Source organism: Cupriavidus sp. MEYA8, from assembly GCF_059278825.1.
Window position 1 is genome coordinate 2,319,306 of the sequence record NZ_CM181222.1, and the last position, 16,274, is coordinate 2,335,579.

The 16,274-nt window shown below is 66.2% G+C and carries 14 protein-coding genes; 8 read left to right on the plus strand and 6 right to left on the minus strand.

The features are described from left to right. The gene (locus tag AC5WJ1_RS27530; RefSeq protein ID WP_195427364.1) at positions 1–909 is read left to right on the plus strand and encodes a sensor histidine kinase; all 909 of its coding nucleotides are present in this window, start codon (positions 1–3) and stop codon (positions 907–909) included. A gap of 2 nt (positions 910–911) precedes the next feature. After that, positions 912–2,897 (plus strand): hybrid sensor histidine kinase/response regulator, encoded by a 1,986-nt coding sequence (locus AC5WJ1_RS27535; protein ID WP_494476777.1) that lies wholly within the window; start codon positions 912–914, stop codon positions 2,895–2,897. 16 nt (positions 2,898–2,913) lie between these two features. Here the strand turns inward: AC5WJ1_RS27535 and AC5WJ1_RS27540 are convergent, their stop codons facing one another. Beyond that, positions 2,914–3,444: a hypothetical protein gene (locus tag AC5WJ1_RS27540; RefSeq protein WP_494476778.1), complete on the minus strand. Its 531-nt coding sequence runs from the start codon at positions 3,442–3,444 to the stop codon at positions 2,914–2,916. Between the two features lie 375 nt (positions 3,445–3,819). Between AC5WJ1_RS27540 and AC5WJ1_RS27545 the strand changes: the two genes are divergently transcribed. The 5 genes from AC5WJ1_RS27545 to AC5WJ1_RS27565 all read left to right on the plus strand — a co-directional run bounded on the left by AC5WJ1_RS27545 (position 3,820) and on the right by AC5WJ1_RS27565 (position 9,584). Beyond that, positions 3,820–4,125, plus strand: a complete 306-nt coding sequence (locus tag AC5WJ1_RS27545; RefSeq protein WP_133094690.1) for a DUF485 domain-containing protein — start codon at positions 3,820–3,822, stop codon at positions 4,123–4,125. Further along, positions 4,122–5,783 (plus strand): cation acetate symporter, encoded by a 1,662-nt coding sequence (locus tag AC5WJ1_RS27550; protein ID WP_133094691.1) that lies wholly within the window; start codon positions 4,122–4,124, stop codon positions 5,781–5,783. Before AC5WJ1_RS27545 ends, AC5WJ1_RS27550 begins: the two co-directional genes overlap by 4 nt. Before the next feature lie 303 nt (positions 5,784–6,086). After that, complete coding sequence (locus tag AC5WJ1_RS27555) at positions 6,087–7,334, plus strand: CaiB/BaiF CoA transferase family protein (protein ID WP_135702667.1); 1,248 nt, start codon at positions 6,087–6,089, stop codon at positions 7,332–7,334. Between the two features lie 125 nt (positions 7,335–7,459). Further along, positions 7,460–8,437: a Bug family tripartite tricarboxylate transporter substrate binding protein gene (locus tag AC5WJ1_RS27560; protein WP_133094693.1), complete on the plus strand. Its 978-nt coding sequence runs from the start codon at positions 7,460–7,462 to the stop codon at positions 8,435–8,437. Positions 8,438–8,651: 214 nt separating this feature from the next. Further along, positions 8,652–9,584, plus strand: a complete 933-nt coding sequence (locus AC5WJ1_RS27565) for a GntR family transcriptional regulator (RefSeq protein WP_494476779.1) — start codon at positions 8,652–8,654, stop codon at positions 9,582–9,584. 24 nt (positions 9,585–9,608) lie between these two features. Here AC5WJ1_RS27565 and AC5WJ1_RS27570 read toward each other — a convergent pair whose 3' ends face one another. Beyond that, positions 9,609–10,439 carry an alpha/beta fold hydrolase gene (locus AC5WJ1_RS27570; protein WP_494476780.1) on the minus strand — a complete coding sequence of 277 codons (831 nt, stop codon included), beginning with the start codon at positions 10,437–10,439 and terminating at the stop codon, positions 9,609–9,611. A gap of 10 nt (positions 10,440–10,449) precedes the next feature. Beyond that, on the minus strand, positions 10,450–11,691 hold the full coding sequence (locus AC5WJ1_RS27575; protein ID WP_494476781.1) for an MFS transporter: 1,242 nt from the start codon (positions 11,689–11,691) through the stop codon (positions 10,450–10,452). Positions 11,692–11,784: 93 nt separating this feature from the next. Here AC5WJ1_RS27575 and AC5WJ1_RS27580 point away from each other — a divergent pair, with 93 nt between their 5' ends. Next, complete coding sequence (locus tag AC5WJ1_RS27580; protein WP_368671110.1) at positions 11,785–13,824, plus strand: transcriptional regulator; 2,040 nt, start codon at positions 11,785–11,787, stop codon at positions 13,822–13,824. Between the two features lie 33 nt (positions 13,825–13,857). On the opposite strand, the gene AC5WJ1_RS27585 is transcribed toward AC5WJ1_RS27580, so the two are convergent. From AC5WJ1_RS27585 to AC5WJ1_RS27595, 3 genes are all read right to left on the minus strand, one after another. After that, positions 13,858–14,625 carry a ParA family protein gene (locus AC5WJ1_RS27585; protein ID WP_133094697.1) on the minus strand — a complete coding sequence of 256 codons (768 nt, stop codon included), beginning with the start codon at positions 14,623–14,625 and terminating at the stop codon, positions 13,858–13,860. A gap of 96 nt (positions 14,626–14,721) precedes the next feature. Beyond that, positions 14,722–15,150 (minus strand): GNAT family N-acetyltransferase, encoded by a 429-nt coding sequence (locus tag AC5WJ1_RS27590; RefSeq protein ID WP_133094698.1) that lies wholly within the window; start codon positions 15,148–15,150, stop codon positions 14,722–14,724. 145 nt (positions 15,151–15,295) lie between these two features. Further along, positions 15,296–15,667 carry a PHA-granule associated protein 4 gene (locus AC5WJ1_RS27595; RefSeq protein ID WP_133094699.1) on the minus strand — a complete coding sequence of 124 codons (372 nt, stop codon included), beginning with the start codon at positions 15,665–15,667 and terminating at the stop codon, positions 15,296–15,298. Positions 15,668–16,274 lie beyond the last annotated feature (607 nt).

Consider the following 16,274-nt stretch of genomic DNA (forward strand, 5'->3'; position numbering starts at 1 on the left):
ATGGCCAGCCACGACTACTCCCGCTTGCCGCCGGACACCCCGCTGAGCCCCGACGAACTGCGCGAGGCACTGGACGTCAAGACCCGCGAATGCGAGGGCCTGCGCGCGGAACTGGAGGAAACCAACCGCGGCGTGCTGGCGCTGTATGCGGAACTGGACATCCAGGCGGAACAGCTGCGCCAGGCAACCGAACTGAAAAGCCGCTTCCTGGCGTACATGAGCCATGAGTTCCGCACCCCCATCGTCGCGATCCAGAGCATCACCCGCCTGCTGATCGATCGCGTGGACGGTCCGCTCACCACCGAGCAGGAACGGCAGGTGATGTTCGTGCGCGAGACCGCCGCGGAGTTTGCCGACATGGTCAACGACCTGCTCGACCTGGCCAAGCTCGAAGCGGGCAGGGTCGACGTGTCGCCGGCATGGTTCGACATGGTCGCGCTGTTCGATACGCTGCGCGGCATGTTCAAGCCGGTGCTGACCAATCCCGAGGTGTCGCTGATCTTCGAGGAGCCGCACGAGGTGCCGAACCTCTACAGCGACGACCGCAAGCTGTCGCAGATCCTGCGCAACTTCATCTCCAACGCGCTCAAGTTCACGCCGCGCGGCGAAGTCCGCGTTTCCGCGAGGCTGGTGGGCGAGGGCGAGGTCATGTTCTCGGTCAAGGACACCGGCATCGGCATCCCGGTGGCGATGCACGGCGCGGTGTTCCAGGATTTCATCCAGATCGATTCGCCGCTGCAGCGCCGCCTGCGCGGCTCCGGGCTTGGCCTTGCGCTCAGCAAGCGGCTGGCCGAGGTGCTCGGGGGGCGGGTCGGTTTCGAGAGCGAAGTCGATGTGGGCTCGCGCTTCTATGTCACGCTGCCGCTCACCTATCCGGCGGCACCGGCGGCGGGCGCGGCAAAGGCATGATCATGGACCCGCTATCCACGCAGCAGGCAGCACCCTCCGCGTCGCCTCCGCGCGTACTGGTCGTCGACGACAATCCGGTCACCCGCTATTCAACCGTACGCGTGCTCAAGAACGCCGGGTTCCACACGATCGAGGCCGATTGCGGGCTGGACGCATTGCGCCTGGCGCGGACGCCGGGCATTTCCGTGATGGTGCTCGACGTCAACCTGCCCGATATCGACGGCATCCAGGTGTGCGAACAGCTGCGTGCCGACCCGGACACCGCGACGCTGCCGGTGATCCATTTGTCAGCCACCTACGTGCAGGATTACGACAAGGCGCGCGGGCTGAATGCCGGCGCCACGGCCTACCTGATCCATCCCGCCGAGCCGGAGGTGCTGATTGCCACGGTTTCGGCGCTGGCACGCGCCGCCGCTGCCGAGCGCTCGTTGCGCGAGAGCGAGGCACGCCTGCGCGCGATCTACCAGCAGGCCACCAGCGGCATCTGCGTGCTTGACTCTCGCGGCCAGCTGGTCGACGTCAATCCCGCCATGCTGACGCTCCTGCGCAGGCCCGCCTCGGACCTGCTCGGGCGGCCCGTCACCGCGCTCGCGCCCGGCGATTTCGCCGCGCGCGCCGCCGAAGCCACGGTGTCCGCGGACGAGGGCTGGCAGGGATCGTTTCCGCTGCTCGACGCGGCGGGCGCGCCGGTCCACCTCGACTGGAGCATTTCCCCTACCACGCCATCGGGCGACCGGGTCGCGGTCGTGGCTGATGCTACCGCTCGGCTGCACCTTGAACGCCAGCAGGAGCAGCTGATCGAGCGCGAACAGGCGGCGCGTGCCGGCGTCGAACGCGTGAACCGCATGAAGGACGAGTTCATCGCCATCCTCTCGCACGAGCTGCGCAACCCGCTCAATGTGATCTCCGTCTGGACCCATGTGCTGGGCCGCCACGTGAGCACGGACGAAGGACGCCGCGGGCTGGCCGCGATCGAGCGCAATGTCGCCATCCAGCAGCGGCTGGTGGCCGACCTGGTCGACGTGTCGCTGCTCAATGTCGGCAAGATGAAGCTGGAACGCGAGATGGCGAACCCGGCCACCCTCATCCGCGCCGCACTCGACAGCATGCAACTGATGGCCAGCGAGAAGCGGTTGTCGCTGGAGGCGCAGATCGCCCCGGACCTGGCGCAGGCTGCGTGGCTCGATCCGGCGCGCTTCCAGCAGATCCTGTGGAACCTCATCTCCAACGCGATCAAATTCTCGCCTGAAGGCGCCACCGTCCGCGTGATCGCGAAGTCCGATGCGGAAACGCTGAGCGTGTCCGTGGTCGACGCGGGCCGCGGCATCGATCCGGAATTCCTGCCGTTCCTGTTCGACCGCTTTACCCAGAGCGACGGCCCCGATCGTCGCGTGCAGGGCGGGCTGGGCCTCGGGCTGGCGATCGTCAAGCGCCTGGCCGAGATGCATGGCGGCATCGTGCAGGCCTGCAGCGAGGGGGTCGGCCGCGGCGCCACCTTTGAAATTGCCATCCCGCTGCTGGCGCCGGGCACCGAGCCAGTGGAGGCAGAAGCTGCCGGCGGCACTGACCACGGCGCACCCGAGAGCGCAACGCGGCTGGACGGACTCGATATCGTGCTGGTGGAAGACGACAGCGATGCGGCCGCCGCCCTCACTGCCATCCTGGCCGGCTTTGGCGCCCATGTCCGCAGCGCGCGCGACAGCGACGACGCCCTGGCGCAGATGGCGAACGCCACGCCGGACCTGATCATCAGCGACATCGGCTTGCCTGGCCGCGACGGCAATGAACTGATCCGCGAAGTGCGCGCGCAGGAGGTGATCGGCTCGCGTGCGCGCGTGCCGGCCATCGCCCTGACTGCCTTCACGCGCCAGCAGGACCGGCGCCTGGCAATGGAAAGCGGCTTCGATGCGGTGTGCGCGAAGCCGCTGCGCCTGCAGGAACTGATCAGCGCAATCGAGATGGCGCTGCCGGGCGGAAAGTACGGCTAGGCCATACTGGCATTGCTTACGCCAATGCCCCATCGGAATAGATGTTGAACTTGCGCGCCGGGTCAGCCGATACACCACTGCGGTCCATGCCTGCCAGTGCACCGTCGGAATAGACGTCGAACTTGCGCGCCGGGTCAGCAGATACACCGCTGCGGTCCATGCCTGCCAGTGCACCGTCGGAATAGACGTCGAACTTGCGCGCCGGGTCAGCAGATACACCGCTGCGGTCCATGCCTGCCAGTGCACCGTCGGAATGGACGTCGAACTTGCGCGCCGGATCAGCAGATACACCGCTGCGGTCCATGCCATAGAGAGACTGCGCATTGGCGGACGGAGCCTCGGTGCTGGCGCCTTCGGCGAACACGTCGAAGCGGCCGGCGCGTGCGCTGTCGCTATATGCATCACGCATGTCGACCCGGAAGGAATAGCCGTACTTGTCGCCGGCGTGCCCGCTGTCGCGCGGCGTGGCGGCATGGGCGATGCTGGCGGTGCAGGCCACTGCGATCGCGGCGGTGGCAAGGAACGTGTGAGCGAACTGTCGAATCATGGCGGTACTCCGATGAACGGTAACAAGAGGGCAGAACGCTGCAGCGTCCGCTTGCATTTACGCAGGAGCCATGCCACCGGATGCAGCGGGAAGAAAATGCCGCCGACGTCCCGCTACCCGGGGAAATGCCGTTCGTCCATGACAAGAGTGTTGGGCGCGGCCCGACTTGCGGCGCATGCTTCGCCCATGCCAACCAACAACCTGCATCGCCACGGAGCCTCCTGTCCCGCGCCTCACTCAGCGTTTACCCGGTGCCGATTTCCGTCCCGTGTAAGAAGCAGGTAAGGGGCGGCCATTACCTTATGCAGCACGGACTCGCGGCGTCCCGCCGCGGGTGCGTCCGGCAAGACCACGCATAGATGGCAGGAGACAGGAATGCATGAAGATCTGGTCAGGCGACTGAAGGCCAATCCCAATTATCTGCAGCTGGTGCGCAGGCGTTCGCGCCTAGGCTGGCTGCTGACCGCGGCAATGCTGGTGATCTACTACGGCTACGTGCTGTTGATCGCCTTCGACAAGGAACTGCTGGCCAGGAAGATGGGCGAGGGCGTGATGACGTGGGGCATGCCGATCGGGCTGTTCGTGATCGTGTTCACGGTGCTCATCACCGGGCTGTATGTGCAGCATGCCAACCGCACCTACGACGAGCTGACCGAACGTATCAAGCGGGAGGTCGCATGAACGCCCGCCACGCAATTCTCGGCGCCGCGGCGCTGCTGCTGTCGGCGGGCGTGTTCGCCGCCGGCGGCGACATGGGGCAGGCCGTGCGCCAGCCGACCAACTGGACCGCCATCGGCATGTTCGTGGTGTTCGTGCTCGGCACGCTGTACATCACCAAGTGGGCCGCGTCCAAGACCAAGTCGGCCGCTGCGTTCTACACGGGCGGCGGCGGCATCACCGGCTTCCAGAACGGCCTGGCGATCGCCGGCGACTTCATGTCGGCGGCGTCGTTCCTGGGCATCTCCGCTGCGGTGTATGCCAACGGCTATGACGGCCTGATCTATTCGATCGGCTTCCTGGTGGGCTGGCCGGTGATTACGTTCCTGATGGCCGAACGGCTGCGCAACCTGGGCCGCTTCACCTTTGCCGACGTCGCCGCATACCGCTTCAAGCAGGCGCCGGTGCGCGCGTTCGCGGCATCGGGCACGCTGGTGGTGGTGGCGTTCTACCTGATCGCGCAGATGGTCGGCGCGGGGCAGCTGATCAAGCTGCTGTTCGGGCTGGAATACTGGGTCGCCGTGGTCATCGTCGGCGCGCTGATGATGGTGTACGTGCTGTTCGGCGGCATGACCGCGACCACCTGGGTGCAGATCATCAAGGCGTGCCTGCTGCTGGGCGGGGCCTCGTTCATGGCATTCATGGTGCTGGCGCAGTATCACTTCAGCCCCGAGGCGCTGTTCGCCAAGGCGGTGGAGGTCCATGCCAAGCAGGAATCGATCATGAGCCCGGGCAACTTTATCAAGGACCCGATCTCCGCGATCTCGTTCGGCATTGCGCTGATGTTCGGCACCGCCGGCCTGCCGCACGTGCTGATGCGCTTCTTTACCGTGCCCAATGCCAAGGAGGCGCGCAAGTCGGTGTTCTGGGCCACCACGTGGATCGGATACTTCTACATCCTGACCTTTATCATCGGCTTCGGCGCGATCGTGCTGGTGGGCACCAACGCGAGCTTCCAGGACGGCAGTGGCAAGTTGCTGGGCGGCATCAACATGGCGGCGGTGCACCTGGCCAGCGCGGTGGGCGGCAACGTGTTCCTCGGCTTCATCTCCGCCGTGGCCTTTGCCACCATCCTCGCGGTGGTCGCGGGCCTGACGCTTGCCGGCGCCTCGGCCGTCTCGCACGATCTCTATGCCACGGTCTTCAAGAAGGGACAGGCAACGAGTTCGGTCGAACTGCGCGTGTCGCGCATCACCACCATCATCCTCGGCCTGGTCGCGGTGGTGCTTGGCATCGTGTTCGAGAAGCAGAACATCGCCTTCATGGTGTCGCTGGCGTTTGCCGTGGCGGCGTCGGCCAACTTCCCGGTGCTGTTCATGTCGGTGCTGTGGAGGGGCTGCACCACGCGCGGCGCCACGGTTGGCGGCTTTATCGGGCTGTTGTCGGCGGTGGTGCTGACCATCCTGTCGCAGGCGGTGTGGGTGGACGTGTTCCACTTCAGCAGCGCGCCGTTCCCGTACACGTCGCCGGCGCTGTTCTCGATGACGGCCGGTTTCCTGGGGATCTGGTTCTTCTCGGTGACCGACAAGTCCACGCGGGCCCGCGTGGACAAGGCCGGCTTCGAGGCGCAGGAGCTGCGCTCCGAGACCGGCATCGGCGCGGTGGAGGGAGCCAGCCACTGAAGCAGGCAGGTAACTACCGGCAAATGTGAAGCAAGCATGGCGCCCGGGAATTCGACCATCGTCGGATGCCCGGGCGCCATGCATTTGGGACCCTGGCTCGGCGCGTTGTCAAATTCCATTGAACATTTTGTCAATGTCGATTGGGATTGTATAGGCTATTTATCCAAGCAAGAATGATGGGCTGACCGCGCCACACCATGGTGCCACACCACGGCCACGCCTGCCATGCGTGCCGCCAGCCCGGCATGGGCTACGATTTCCCAAAGACGGCTCGTACCCCGAAACAGCCCAAGGAGACAAGACTTGCAGACGCCCGAATCATCCCAAGGCATCGACTTCCCGCTTGAGGGCGTGCGCGTACTCGATCTGTCGCGTGTGTTCGCCGGCCCGCTGTGCGGCCAGGTCCTGGCCGACTTCGGCGCCGAAGTCGTCAAGGTCGAGCACCCGGGCCGCGGCGACGATACGCGCGACTGGGGCATGCGCATCGGCAAGACCGAGACCACGTACTTCAACAGCATGAACCGCAACAAGCGGTCGATCACGCTGGACCTGCAGAGCAAGGAAGGCGTGCAGATCGTCTATGACCTGTTGCCGCAGTTCGACGTTGTCATCCACAACTTCAAGACCGGCGGCGCCGAGAAGCTGGGCCTGGGCTACGAGCAGCTCAAGGCCATCAAACCCGAGCTGATCTATTGCGCGGTCTCCGGCTACAACAGCAGCGGCCCCGAGGCCAAGCGCCCCGGCTACGACCTGGTGATCCAGGGCGAAGCCGGGCTGATGGCGCTCAACGGCGAAGCGGACACGCCGCCACTGAAGTTTGGCGTGGCCGTGGTGGACCTGATGACCGGCATGTACGCCGCGCAGGCCGTGCTGGCGGCACTGTTCCGCCGCGAACGCAAGGGCAAGGGCCAGCTGATCGAGATGGCGCTCTACGACTGCGGCCTGATGGTGACCGGCTACTACGGCCTGGACGCCATGCTGCTGGGCCGCGATCCGGCCCGCTACGGCAATGCCCACCCGTCGATCGTGCCCTACGGCATGTTCGAGGCCGCCGATGGCCCGCTGATCATTGCGGTCGGCAACAACAGCCAGTTCGACAAGTTCTGCCGCCAGGTGATCGAGCGTCCGGACATCGTCGAGGATCCGCGCTATGCCACCAATGTGGAGCGCGCCAGGAACCGCGAGACGCTGACCCCGCTGATCACGGGCCTGATCCGCAGCTTTGCGCGCGACCTGCTGCTCGAACGCATGAGCGCCTGCGGCATTCCGTGCGGCAAGGTGGCCGGGCTGCACGAGGCCCTCACCAGCGAGCGCACGCGCCAGGGCGGCCTGCTGCGCGAGATGCCGCACCCGGTCGCCGGCACCACCCATGTGTTCGCGCCGCCTTACCGGCTCGATGGCCAGCGCCTGCCGATCCGCAGCGCGCCGCCCACGCTGGGCGAAGGCACGCGTGCCGTGCTGCAAAACCTGCTGCAGATGAGCGATGAGCAGCTGCAGGCGCTGCAGGCCAGCGGCGTGCTGACGCTGCCGGACGCGCCCGCGTCCGCCTGAGCATTCGCGCCGCGCGTCGTGCCATGCAGGCCATGGCCCACGCGCAGCGCGCCCGGCAAGGGGGCTGGATTGCCTTGCGCTGATTCAACTGGAACATGAAAGTGCGTATTCGAGACATTACCCGTATGGTTCACTCCCGCCGCCGCGCGCTCCTGGCGCTGGCCGCCGCACCGCTGCTGGCCAGCGGCGCCTTCGCCCAATCGTGGCCGGCCAAGCCCATCAAGCTGGTCGTGCCGTTCCCGCCGGGCGGGCCCACGGATACCGCATCGCGCATCGTCGGCCAGAAGCTGGGCGAAGCCCTCAAGCAGCCGGTGGTGGTGGAAAACCGCGCCGGCGCGTCGGGCTCCATCGCCGCGGCCCAGGTCGCCAAGAGCGCGCCGGACGGCTACACGCTGATGATGCTGGCCACGCCGACGCTGCTGGCGCCGTTCCTGTACAAGAAGGCGGGATACGACACCACCAAGGATTTCACGCCGGTGGCCACGGTCTATGACCTGCCCATCGTAGTGGTGGTCAACCCGACGCTGCTGCCCAACGTGACCGACCTGTCCAAGCTGATCGCGCAGGCCAAGGCGCAGCCGGGCAAGCTCAACTACACCAGTTCGGGCGCCGGCAGCTTCGGCCACCTGAGCATGGAACTGCTCAAGCAGATGGGCGGCTTCGAGATGCAGCACGTGCCCTATAAGGGCGGCGTGCCGGCGATCAGCGACACCATCGGCGGGCAAGTGCCCATCATGTATGCCGACCTGGTCGCGGCGCTGCCGCACATCCAGGCCGGCAAGCTGCGCGCCATCGCCGTCGGCTCGCCGCAGCGCGTCGCCATGCTGCCCGACGTCAAGACCATTGCGGAGCAGGGCTTCAAGGGTTATGACGCAGTGTCGTGGGGCGGCCTGCTGGCGCCCCCGGGCACGCCCAAGGACGTGGTCGACCGCATCTCCGGCGAAGTCGGCAAGATCCTGGCCGACAAGGACGTGCAGGACAAACTGCTGAAGGCGGGCGCCATCGCCAGCTACCAGGCGCCGGCGCAGATGAGCCAGCGCATCCGCGCGGACTATGCCAAGTGGGGCAAGGTCATCCGCGACAAGGGTATCGCGGTCGAATAACGGCCGGGCAGTGCCCGCAGGCCGGAACCGCCGCGATGGCGCGCCCGGCCTGAATCACCGGTGCCATCCACGCAAAGTGGTCCGTACACCCACATGAAAGCCCACGTAGCCAGGCACCATGTGCGCTTGTGCAGCCTTGCGAAAACCGACACTTGTATGACCCACCAACTAGCGACTAGCTTGAAAGCCTTGGGCCGATTCACGATGGGGCAACATGATGGAAAGGATCCTTGGGCGCCTGGTTTCGGTGGTTGCAGCAGGTGTTGCTGCGTGCCTTTTCGGCGTCGGCGGTGCATGGGCCTCCGACATCGCATGCAAGTCGCCGCCGGGCGAATCCACGGTCCGCTGCTTCAATCCGGACGGTTCCGGCGTGCGATGCACGATTGTTGCCACTGACGAGCCCAGGCCGCGCCAGCGCCACGGGCTGATCTGCGATTCGTCCCGGTTGTCCGACCGCTACGAGAAAATCTACGCCGAGCAGCAGCGGATGTTGCGCAAGGGCAGGATCGACGATGGCGACATCTCGGCGTGGCGTGCGCGGCGTGATGCGTGCGACTCGGCGCGCTGCCTGGAAAGCCTGTTCGCAAAGTTCTGGCGGGAACGGGACTCGATGAAAACTGCTTCGGAGCGGCCTGTCCCCACGCCGCCCCGGGCCAAGGTGCCGAAGGCCTCGTCCACACCAGCTACGCCGGCCACCGCAGTCATCTCGCCTATCTCGCCTATCCCGCCGACCCCGGTGCCGCCCCAGGCACTGACCGCCGCTCATGAAGAGACGACTGCGCAGCCCGTGCCGGATCCATCACCGGCGGCAGCATTGCCTGCTCCGCAAGCGGTCCTGATCGCGCAGGTGATGGCACAGCCGGCTCCCGCGGCTGCGCCAGCGCCGGCAGCCCGGGAAATGGAATCGCTCCCGTTCATCGAAAGCTTCAACACCACCCCCGCCGTGTCCTACCCGGCCGCGCTGACCGCGGAGAGTGTGTTTTCCGGGCTGGCGGTGCTCGGCATGGGGGCAGGTTTCCTATGGACACGGCGAACGGCGGGACCAGGGCGCGCACGGTCTCGCAGCATCTCCGCAGCCATCGCGATCCTTTTCTTCGGCTTGCTGCTGGTGAATGCACTGTTGCTGCCGTTTACGCTCGCCTTGTAGCCGCGATGGATGAACGGACGAGGCTCATTGCCGGTGGCGTTCGAGGAACTCCGCGATCACCGGGTTGACCGTCTCCGGATGCGTCAACGGGCCCATGTGCCCGAGCTGCGCGAACTCCACCACTTCCACCCGCGGCAATGCCGCCGCCAGCAGCCGCGCCACGGCATGCGCTGACCGCGTCGAGCGCTTGCCCACCAGGCAGAGCACCGGTACGTCGAGTGACCGGAATGCCTGCAGCGGCGTGGGCTCGGTGAACAGCGCGTGCGCCCAGCGGCGGACATTCTTCACCGACGCGGCAATCGGTGCCTTGCGTTGCGCGGGGGTCTGCCGCCACGCTCCCGCTCCCATCCAGTAGTCGATAAAGTGTTCGGCGGCGGCGTCCTCGTTGCCGGCGTCGAGCGCGGCCGCCGCGGCGGCGACGGTATGGCGAATGCCATCGGCGTCATTCGGCGCGGGCTGCTGCGCATCGAGCAGCGAGAACAGCGTGGGCTCGTACAGCACGAGCGCGCGCACGCGGCCGGGCTGCGCCAGCGCGGCGACCAGTGCCACCGCGGCGCCATACGAATGTCCCACCAGCGCCGGCCATGCGCCAGCCTTGCCAAGCACCGGCTCGATCAGCGCCACCTCGTCGCGCAGCGAAATGACCCGGTCCGAGGGCCAGCGCGGACCCTGGCCCGCGTCATAGGAATCCGGCGCCAGCACGTGGAAGCGCGGGGCGAGCTGTTCCATCAACGCACGCCATTGTCCGGAGGTGCCGGCATTGGCATGGATGCAGACGACGCCGGGTCCGGCTCCGGCCTCGCGGCAGAAGGTCTGGGAGGGCACAGGCAAGAATGCCGAGTGGAATGAACGCATGACAGTCTCCTCAGGTGGGTTGGATCTGCGCGGCAGCGAGGGGCAGGGGGCGTGCCTCGCGGATCGGCAGATGCAGCATGGCGGCAAGCAGACAAAGCGCGATGTCGGCGAGCCACATCCAGTCGTAGCGGCCGGTCATCTCGAAGGCCTTGCCACCAAGCCAGGCGCCCAGGAATCCACCAAGCTGGTGCGACAGCATGACGGCGCCGAACAGCGTGGCCAGGTAGCGGGCACCTCGCAACCTGGCGACCAGCCCAACGGTCGGCGGGACCGTCGACAGGTACGTGAAGCCGAGTCCGGCAGCGAACAGCGCGAAGGTCACCGGCGTCTTGGGCGCCATGAAGAACGCCAGGATCAGCAGCCCCCGTGCGAAGTAAAGGGCGGTCAGCGCGTATTTCATCGACACGGTCTGGATGGCCTTGCCGATGAACAGGCTCCCCAGGATGTTGCACAGGCCGATCAGCGACAGCGACCACGCGCTGACTGTGGCGGGCATTCCACAAAGCGCCACCACGCCGGGCAGGTGCGTCGAAATGAACGCAATGTGGAAGCCGCAGGCGAAAAAGCCCGCGTTGAGCAGCAGGAAGCTGGGATCGCGCACCGCGCCTTTCAGTGCCGTGCCAACCGAGCCGCCGGCAGCGGTTCCGGTGTGGGCGACGGCATGGGCCGGCGCCGCGCGGGTGATGGCCCGGATTGCCGGGATCGCGGCCAGGCCCGCCGCCCCGAGCAGCACCAGGGCCGGCTGCCAGCCCGCGGAGCCGATCAGCAACTGGGTCAGGGGCAGGATCGTGAACTGGCCGACCGAGCCACCCGCGTTGACAATGCCGCTCGCCAGGGCGCGATGTGCCTCGGGGATCAGCCGGTTCGCCGCCGACATCAGCATGGCTGGCCCGATCGCGCCAGAGCCCGCAGCGGCGGCCACCCCGATCAGCAGCATCAGCGCGATGGCACTGTCCGCGGCCGGCGTGGCCGCGACCGCGGCGGCAAACAGCGTGGCGCCGGCGATCATCACCGGCCGCGGCCCCCAGCGGTCCGCGATCGCGCCTGCCACCGGCTGCGCCACCCCCCACATCAGCTGCGACACGCCGAAGGCCAGGCTGACGGTGGCATAGCCGACGCCGGTATGAGAGTTGAGTAAGCTGATGAAGAGCGGCAGCGACTGGCGCAGGCCCAGCCCCAGCGCGAAAACCGCTCCGGCCGCGAGCGCGATGGTGAGATGACCGCGGCTGCGCACATGCACGGTGGTGTCCATGATCCCGTCTCCTTTCCTGTGTTCAGGTCGTTCAGGTGCCGATCTTTTGCCGCGTGCGTGGAAGATGGCGTGGTAGCCGCCGTGGAAATTGCCGTGGAATCGAACCTGCCGCCCGCAGCCGGCGTCCCGCCTGTGCAGATCCAGCTACTTGGTCCGGTCCGCGTCCGGCAGCAGGGCGTTGCGCTATCGCTGCCGGCGTCGAGGAAAGTTCGCGCGCTGCTCGCGTACCTGTCGCTTGCGCCGCGGCCTGTGTTGCGCAGCCAGCTCTGCGAGCTGCTGTGGGAGGTGCCCAACGATCCACGTGGCGAACTGCGCTGGTGCCTGAGCCGGATCCGCAAGCTGGTCGATTCCGCAGCACGGCAGCGGCTGCGCACCAGCGGCGACACGATCTGGCTGGACCTGGCAGACGGGTTTGTCGATGCGCTGGCGGTCTCGCAGGCCATGGAGGCAGGCGTCGCCGCCCTCGCGCCGGAGCGGCAGCGCGCCCTGGCGATGCTGTTCGAAGGGGATTTTCTCGAAGGCCTCGAGCTTGCGCGGTGCCCGGCGTTCAGCACGTGGCTCACCGCGCAACGGCGGCGCTTCCGGGCCTGCCACGCCGCGCTGCTGGAGCAGCTCGCGCAGGGCGCTGCCGAGGAGGAGACGTTCGGCTACCTGGACAAGTGGCGCGAGCTGGCGCCATTCGACCAGCAGGTGCACGCCACCATCCTCGCTGCGCTCGCCCGCCAGGGCCGCCTTCGCGAAGGGGAAGAGCACGTCGCCGCAACCACCAGGCTGTTCGAGGCCGAAGGGTTGGACAGCCGGCCGATCCGCAATGCCTGGCGCGCGGCCATGGCCACGCCGGCGGGCGGGGCAGTGGGGCGCAATGCGGTGGTCGAAGTCACCGCGGTCGCAAGCGCCTCTGAGGCCGCTGAGGCCGCTGAGGCCCCCGAGGCCTCGCCGGCAGGTCCCCGGCACGGCTCCATCGCGGTGATGCCTTTCGTCGACCCGTCCACCGCGGTGCCGGCGCGCGGCGGCGCTGCCGATGCACTGGCGCACGACATCATCACGCGGCTTGCCAAGCTGCGCAGCCTGTTTGTCATCGCGCAGGGCACCGTGTTCGCGCTGCATGAGCGCCATGTCGGCGCGGAAGCCGCAGGCCGGACGCTGAATGTCGACTACGTCGTGGGCGGCACCGTCAGCACGCGGGAAGGGCGCCTGACCGTGACTGTCGAACTGGCCGAGACACGCAGCGCCCGGATCGTCTGGGCGGACACTTTCCACCACAAGCTGGACGATGCGTTCCTTGTGCTGGAGGAAGTCGGCAACCGCATCGTCGCCTCCATCGCTGGCGAGATCGAGACGCTGGAGCGCAACCGCGCCATCCTGAAGCCACCGGGCTCGCTCGATGCGTGGGAAGCCTACCACTGCGGCCTGTGGCACATGTACCGGTATCGCCGCGCCGACAACGAGATGGCCCGGCATTTCTTCCAGGCGGCGCTGCGGCTGGACCCCACCTTCTCGCGCGCCTACGCCGGCCTGTCCTTCACGCATTTCCAGGACGCGTTCCAGAACTGGGAGAAGCGCGGCCCGGAAATCGACAAGGCCTACGAAGCCGCGGTACAGGGCATGATGGCGGATGACCGCGACCCCGCGGTGCACTGGGCGATGGGTCGGGCGCTGTGGCTGCGGGGGCGTCCGGAAGAGTCCGTCGGCGAGCTGGAGCAATCCATCGACCTGAGCCCCAACTTCGCGCTGGGGCACTACAACCTGTCGTTCGTCCGCTCGATCTCCGGCGACCCGCAGGCGGCGATCGATTCATCGGACCTGTCGCGCCAGTTGAGTCCGTTCGACCCGATGCTGTTCGGCATGCTGGCCACGCGGGCGATGGCGCTGGTCCGGCTCGGGCGCTTCGAGGAAGCCGCCGGCTGGGCCGTCAAGGCCGCCGCGCGGCCCAACGTCTTCCCGCATATCCACGCCATCGCCGCCTGCACGCTGGCGCTGGCCGACTCACTGGAGCAGGCGCGGGCCCAGGCCGCGGCGATCTACAAGGTCGCGCCGCGCTACTCGCTCGAGGATTTCCTGATGACGTTCCCGTTCGATGCCGACGGGGAGGCGCTGTTCCGGGAGGGAGCGCGGCGCATCGGGTTCCGGTGACGGGTTCCGGTGCAGGTGCTGGAATGACGGCCTTCAGCCCGCCAGTTCCCGGTGCAGCGCCAGGTACTCCTGCGACAGCTTGTGCCGCGGGTCAAGGTGGATCATCGGCATGGCGTGCTGATGCGATTCCCGGATCTTTACCGACGAAGACAGCCGCGACTCGAGTACCGGCAGTCCCTCGGTGACCAGTTCTTCCACCAGCTTTGCCGGCAAGCTGGCACGCGGCTGGAACTGGTTGATGACGATGCCCTCGACCTCCAGCGCATCGTTATGGTCTTGCTGGATTTCCTTCACGTTATCGAGCAGCGTGTAAAGCGCTCGCCGCGAAAAATCATCGCAGTCGAACGGGATCAGGCACCGCTCCACGGCAATCAGCGCCGAACGGGTATAGAAATTCAGGGCTGGCGGAGTATCGATGTAAATCGCGTCGTAGGTCGCCTCCAGCTCGACCAGGGCATCGCGCAGCTTGTAGATCTTGTAGCGGGATTCAAGCTTGCCATGCAGCGCGTCGAGGTCGGCATGCGCGGGCATCACATCGAGATTCTCAAAAGGCGTCGGGTGGATAAATGACGCCAGGTCCACCGGCTTGAAGCTGTAGGTCAGGGACGCCTCGAAGAAGTTTGCCGCGCTCGGGCTTGCGTCGCCGGCGCGCGCGCCCATCAGGTACTGGGTCGAATTGCCCTGGGCATCCAGGTCAACGACCAAAGTGCGCAAGCCTTCGCTGGCGCTGATCGCCGCGAGATTGCATACGATTGTTGACTTGCCAACTCCGCCTTTTTGATTGAATACGACGCGCCGCATTTCTTCCCCTGCCGAAGACCGTTTTGAAGGCGAAAGCATACCTTAGCGAGGGAGGGCGCGGCCACGGCACAGGTGGCGATTTTCACAGCGCTATGTTCACAGCGCGATTTGCATCAGTGTCCCGGCTTCGACCTGGTCGCGGCGCATGGCCGGGGAGGCAAGAACCGCCGGAGCGAGTTCCGCGTAGCTGATAGGCGTAAAGCCCATTCGCGCGAAGTAGCCGGAGGCATTGCTGGTCTGCAGCACGATAGATTCGACGCCGTCGCGACGCACGTCCGCGACAATGGCGGAAATGAGGAGTTCGCCGAGGCCGGATGAGCGGGCGCGCTGTGCAACGGCGAGGCCCCTTAGGACGCCCGTATTCTCATAGCGCTCCAGCCCTGCGCAGCCGAGCAGGCCGGCGTTATCCCGGATTACCATATATTGGCCGATCCGGTCCTGAACCCCCGCCACGGATAATGATGAGGCGTGCAGGAGCGCCTTAATGTCCGGCCAGTCCGCCTCGGTAGCATAGTGAGGACGCATAGCGGAAACCCTCGCATAGTTCGTCCTCTTATCCTACTTTCGAGGGGACATAATGCCTGTAGGGATTGATCCTTAGGTGAATTTGCCTATCGCCACCTCAGGCCACGACGCCACACTGCAGGGCGCAGTGATCCCGCGGATATTACTAGCGCCAGACCAGGGTGGTTTCCCCGAGCAAATGGCCGGGCAAGATGTAGTCGCCATGCTCGATGGCAAGCGACTCGAGTTCGCACAGGATCGTCTCAGGCAGTGCAACCATGTCGAACCTGCAATAGAGGTATCGCTGCCGGAAGGTCCGCTTCTCTTCACGCAGTCCGCGTGTCAGGGCGTCGGCAGATTCGACGCAGATATGCTCGACTGTCCGGTACTGGACATCGACGCCCAGCTTCTGGCCCAGCCGCCCGAGCTCGATCGCATCCTCCCACGCTGTCTCATAGTCCAGCTCGACAGTACCTTTCGCGCAGGCGTTGATGTACGCCACTGCGCTGGCCCGGCTGCGTGCAATGAAGGCGCTCATCGGCAAGTCTCCGCGATGGAGTCATCGCGGGTGACTATACCTATGAGGCGGGGCATGACGCAAGCGGATGCGAAGCGCATGGCGTGGCCATCTTGCCTGGCACCCGACTGGAGACGAAATGAGGCCAGGCGTCCCCGTGTCGGTGTCATTTGAAGAGGAGGGCGCTACCGATTATCAATACCGTCAACAGCGCCCCCAGCCACACTGCGTCCAACGCGCTTGCGCGCCGCGCCGCGCGGCAGGCCCCGGATTCGGACTTGTGGAATTCGGCCAGGCCGCCTGAGTAGAGTTTCTCCCAACGCATTTCCATCGTCAGCCTCCCGTGGTCCATGACTGAATTCTTCAGCGCAAACCAGGACTTGGCAACGAGGAGAAGGTATATATGCAGCTAATCCTTTTGGCCGATAGCGGGAAAAATGATTGCGAGTATGCTGTGCGCCGTCCGATGTTTTCACTCCACCCAGCGAAGCTGCAGGTCATGAACCGGCTTTCGCGTCGCGAGACCGCACCGGACCATTTGCAGTACAGCAGGAACCGGTTTCGCAATTGCCAAACGAAACAAGCCAATGCCGCCGCCACCAGATGGCGGGAAAGAAGGTTGCTTCCA

What these genes read in the sequence shown, in the direction of transcription:
- AC5WJ1_RS27570 (WP_494476780.1), bottom strand. Translation starts at nt 10,439, where the DNA reads ATGCGTTCATTCCACTCGGCATTCTTGCCTGTGCCCTCCCAGACCTTC.
- AC5WJ1_RS27565 (WP_494476779.1), top strand. Translation starts at nt 8,652, where the DNA reads ATGATGGAAAGGATCCTTGGGCGCCTGGTTTCGGTGGTTGCAGCAGGT.
- AC5WJ1_RS27535 (WP_494476777.1), top strand. Translation starts at nt 912, where the DNA reads ATGGACCCGCTATCCACGCAGCAGGCAGCACCCTCCGCGTCGCCTCCG.
- AC5WJ1_RS27560 (WP_133094693.1), top strand. Translation starts at nt 7,460, where the DNA reads ATGGTTCACTCCCGCCGCCGCGCGCTCCTGGCGCTGGCCGCCGCACCG.
- AC5WJ1_RS27550 (WP_133094691.1), top strand. Translation starts at nt 4,122, where the DNA reads ATGAACGCCCGCCACGCAATTCTCGGCGCCGCGGCGCTGCTGCTGTCG.
- AC5WJ1_RS27575 (WP_494476781.1), bottom strand. Translation starts at nt 11,691, where the DNA reads ATGGACACCACCGTGCATGTGCGCAGCCGCGGTCATCTCACCATCGCG.
- AC5WJ1_RS27530 (WP_195427364.1), top strand. Translation starts at nt 1, where the DNA reads ATGGCCAGCCACGACTACTCCCGCTTGCCGCCGGACACCCCGCTGAGC.
- AC5WJ1_RS27595 (WP_133094699.1), bottom strand. Translation starts at nt 15,667, where the DNA reads ATGAGCGCCTTCATTGCACGCAGCCGGGCCAGCGCAGTGGCGTACATC.
- AC5WJ1_RS27590 (WP_133094698.1), bottom strand. Translation starts at nt 15,150, where the DNA reads ATGCGTCCTCACTATGCTACCGAGGCGGACTGGCCGGACATTAAGGCG.
- AC5WJ1_RS27585 (WP_133094697.1), bottom strand. Translation starts at nt 14,625, where the DNA reads ATGCGGCGCGTCGTATTCAATCAAAAAGGCGGAGTTGGCAAGTCAACA.
- AC5WJ1_RS27545 (WP_133094690.1), top strand. Translation starts at nt 3,820, where the DNA reads ATGCATGAAGATCTGGTCAGGCGACTGAAGGCCAATCCCAATTATCTG.
- AC5WJ1_RS27540 (WP_494476778.1), bottom strand. Translation starts at nt 3,444, where the DNA reads ATGATTCGACAGTTCGCTCACACGTTCCTTGCCACCGCCGCGATCGCA.